This window comes from Mesorhizobium sp. M7A.F.Ca.CA.004.12.1.1, from assembly GCF_003997835.1.
In the GTDB taxonomy this organism is placed as follows: domain Bacteria; phylum Pseudomonadota; class Alphaproteobacteria; order Rhizobiales; family Rhizobiaceae; genus Mesorhizobium.
This window is the reverse complement of the sequence record NZ_RZRK01000606.1, coordinates 1-3,740: the sequence shown is the minus strand read 5'-3', so window position 1 is coordinate 3,740 and position 3,740 is coordinate 1. Positions and strand designations below refer to the sequence as shown.

3 protein-coding genes and 1 pseudogene are annotated in these 3,740 nt (G+C 61.7%); 2 read left to right on the top strand and 2 right to left on the bottom strand.

The window, feature by feature from the left end; genetic code table 11:
* Positions 1 to 415, bottom strand: a pseudogene (gene glmM / locus EN984_RS26015) (phosphoglucosamine mutase); the annotation flags it as partial.
* 367 nt (positions 416 to 782) lie between these two features.
* On the opposite strand from glmM, the gene EN984_RS26010 reads away from it, so the two are divergent.
* Together EN984_RS26010 and EN984_RS26005 are read left to right on the top strand one after the other, a co-directional pair.
* Complete coding sequence (locus EN984_RS26010) at positions 783 to 1,619, top strand: hypothetical protein (protein ID WP_127267140.1); 837 nt, start codon at positions 783 to 785, stop codon at positions 1,617 to 1,619.
* A gap of 242 nt (positions 1,620 to 1,861) precedes the next feature.
* Positions 1,862 to 2,314, top strand: coding sequence for a hypothetical protein (locus EN984_RS26005; RefSeq protein WP_127267141.1), 453 nt, complete (start codon positions 1,862 to 1,864; stop codon positions 2,312 to 2,314).
* Positions 2,315 to 2,562: 248 nt separating this feature from the next.
* Here the strand turns inward: EN984_RS26005 and EN984_RS26000 are convergent.
* Positions 2,563 to 3,740 (bottom strand): AAA family ATPase (locus EN984_RS26000; protein ID WP_127384046.1); only part of this gene is annotated, 1,178 nt, incomplete at its 5' end.

Sequence of the window (3,740 nt, the reverse complement as noted above, 5' to 3'; positions counted from 1 at the left end):
GTTCGATATCCTTGTCGAGCATGCTCTCGATGCGCTCCTCGATTTCGTCGGAGAGCTTGTAGCCGTCGGGTCCGAACAGCTTGATGCCGTTGTCGTAATAGGGGTTGTGCGAGGCCGAGATCATGACGCCGATATCGGCGCGCAGCGAACGCACCAGCATGGCGACAGCCGGCGTCGGGATCGGGCCGAGCAGGAACACGTCCATGCCGGCGGCACAAAGACCGGCGACCATGGCATTCTCGATCATATAGCCGGAAAGCCTGGTGTCCTTGCCGAGCACGACACGATGTCGATGGCTGCCGCGCTGGAAGGAAAGGCCGGCGGCCATGCCGACCCGCATAGCGATTTCAGCCGTCATCGGAAACTTGTTGGCGCGTCCGCGAATGCCGTCCGTGCCGAAATAATTCCCTGCCATGCTAGTCAGCTTCCTCGACGTTTCTTCCCCGGCACGTCATGCCACAATTGGCCAGGGCGCTATGATCACATTGTGTGATTATACGTTACCAATCCTTAGAAAACCATTGTTGTGCACTGCACACACGTGGCCGCAACCTGACATGCCCAGACTGCCATGTTGCAATATACAAGTCATGCGAGCCTTTCAGCGCGGATGCACCAGGAAAATCTTGCTCTGAACCAGACAACGGACAACGATTTCATCACCTTATCGGGAGAAACCGGTTTTCGGCGATATATACGCCACTTAGCATCTGGCGCAACCGCCCGTTGAGCGATATTGATCTGCAGGGACGTATCATGGGCTGCTGCAACGGAGAAACGCTATGCTCATCCACCGACTTGCCACTTTGACCGGCCTCGCCGTCGCGACCTTGTTCCTGGCCGCGCCAGCCAACGCACTGACGATGGCCGAGTGCAGCACGAAATACAACGCCGCCAAGGATGCGGGGACACTCGCCGGCGCGACCTGGAACCAGTTCCGCAAGGCTCAGTGCGGCACCGACGCCGCCGCGACGACCGACGCCAAGCCGGCCGATACCACGAAGGCTGCCGAGACGAAGCCGGCCAAGGCAGCCAAGGCTGCCGCCGCTGCGGACGACAGCACGGCCAAGGGCCTGACGGCGAAGGAATGCAGCACCAAATACCAGGCGGCGAAGGCTGCCGGCACGCTGAACGGCATGAAGTGGAACGACTTCCGCAAGTCCGAATGCGCCGCCGGTGCATCCGCCGCTGCCGCCGCCAAGCCGGCAACCACCAAGGCTGCCGCGGCCCCCGCCGACGGCAAGGGTCTGAGCATGGCCGAATGCAGCACCAAGTATCAGGCCGCCAAGACGGCCAGCACGCTGAAGGGCATGAAGTGGAACGACTTCCGCAAGACCGAATGCGGCGCCGGCGCATCGGATGACGACACGGTGCCGGCCGCCGACGAGGCCAGCTACACCACGGAGCCGGCGAAGCCGACGACGGCTGCGCCCAAGGGCGTCAAGTTCCCGTCCGCGATCTCGGCGAAATATGCCAGCGAGACCCCCGGAAAGGGCCGCATGCACACCTGCCTCGACCAGTATTATGTCCTCAAGGACGCCAACGCGCTCGGCGGCCTGAAGTGGATCCAGAAGGGCGGCGGCTTCTACAGCCTGTGCAATGCCAAGCTGAAGGGCTGATCGCTTAGCCATAGTCTCCAAACAAAGGCCCGCGCATCGCAAGATGCGCGGGCCTTTTTTGTTGCGCGAAGACGCACGCTGCCTTGCTCGCATCTGCATGTCGCCGGGCTGCTGGCATCATCAATTCGCCTACACTGCCCACCGCCAAGCTCATCGGTAGTCCGTAAAGATTCTGGTTGAACATATAGAGAACAAACCATATACAAAAAGACGCCAAACTTATTATCAACCAGGAGGGTCTTATGCACGGTTTGAAATTGGCGGTATTGGCTGCGACCGCATTTGTCGCTTGGAGCGTCGCCCCCGCAAGCGCACTGACGATGAAGGAATGCGGCGAGACCTATCGAACAGCCAAGGAAGGCGGCACTCTGAACGGCATGGACTGGACGGCTTTTCGCAAGGAGAAGTGCGCGACATCAGCAGCGGACAGTGTCAGCGAGGATACGGTCAAAACCGAGCCGCAGACGAAAAAGGAAACCAGCGCGGCGGTCGCCCCCACTGTAGCGCCCGCGGGCGTGACATTCCCGACCACGCTGGCCGGCGAGTTCAAGACCGAAAAGCCCGCGAAGGCGCGCATGAAGACCTGTCTGCAGGGCTACCATGGCAACAAGGACGCGGGCACGTTGAACGGCCTTCGCTGGATCCAGAAGGGCGGCGGTTATTACAGCCTGTGCAATGCCAAGCTGAAGAGCTGAGCGACAAGGCATCTGAAGAAGAGAAGGCCTGCGAACCGCAGGGTTCGCGGGCCTTTTTGTTGCCTTCGAGGGCACGCCAGCGGCGACGTTGCCAATCTCCCCCCTTGCGGGGGGAGATTGGCTATCACCTAGGCTTTCGCCAATCGTCACCGTCGCAGATGCGAGGTCGCGGACAACTCCTCCTCAACGCCAAAAACAAAAAACGCCGCGGAGTAAGCCGCGGCGTTCGATGAAATCAGTGGTCAAGCTCAACTCGACGGCTGCGGTTCCATACCGCCTTCGGGCTCAGGACCCTTCTTTCGCCGGCCGCCGGACTTCGGCACGGCCGAGCCACGGCTCGGCGGCGTATCGTCGCCGAGGTCGCGCGCGGGCTTGTGGCCGGCGATCAACTGCTTGATCTCCTCGCCGGACAGCGTCTCGTATTCCAGCAGGCCCTGCGCCAGCGCGATCCATTCCTTCTTCTTCTTGGTCAGGATGGACTTCGCCGACGAATAGGCCTCGTCGATCAGGCGGCGCACTTCGGCATCGATGATCTGCGCCGTTTCTTCCGAGACGTTCTGCGTGCGGGCCACGGAATGCCCAAGGAACACTTCTTCCTGGTTGTCGCCATAGGCGACATGGCCGAGCTTGTCGGAAAAGCCCCAGCGCGTGACCATGGCGCGGGCCAGCTTGGTCGCCTGCTCGATATCCGAAGAGGCTCCGGAGGTGATGTTCTCCTTGCCGAACTTGAACTCCTCGGCGACGCGGCCGCCCATCATGATGGCGAGACGCGAGATCATGTATTTGTAGCTCATCGAATAGCGGTCGCCTTCGGGCAACTGCATGACCATGCCGAGCGCGCGACCGCGTGGAATGATCGTGGCCTTGTGCAGCGGATCGGCCGATGGCACGTTGAGCGCGAGAATGGCGTGGCCGGCCTCATGGTAGGCGGTCAGCTCCTTCTCGGCCTGGGTCATGGCCGACGAGCGGCGCTCGGCGCCCATCATGATTTTGTCCTTGGCGTCCTCGAATTCGGCCATGGTGACGAGGCGCTTGTTGCGCCGTGCCGCCATCAGCGCGGATTCGTTGACGAGGTTCATCAGATCGGCGCCGGAAAAGCCCGGCGTACCGCGCGCGATCACCTTGAGGTCGACATTGGGCGCCAGCGGCACGTTGCGCACATGCACCTTGAGGATCTTCTCGCGGCCGACGATGTCAGGGTTCGGCACCACGACCTGGCGGTCGAAGCGGCCTGGCCTGAGCAGGGCGGGGTCAAGCACGTCGGGCCGGTTGGTGGCGGCGATCAGGATGATGCTTTCGTTGGATTCGAAGCCGTCCATCTCGACCAGCAGCTGGTTCAGCGTCTGCTCGCGTTCGTCGTTGCCACCGCCGAGGCCGGCGCCGCGATGACGGCCGACAGCGTCGATTTCGTCGATGAAGATGATGC

Coding starts and splice junctions, on each gene's coding strand:
- EN984_RS26010 (WP_127267140.1), top strand. CDS start 783: ATGCTCATCCACCGACTTGCCACTTTGACCGGCCTCGCCGTCGCGACC.
- EN984_RS26005 (WP_127267141.1), top strand. CDS start 1,862: ATGCACGGTTTGAAATTGGCGGTATTGGCTGCGACCGCATTTGTCGCT.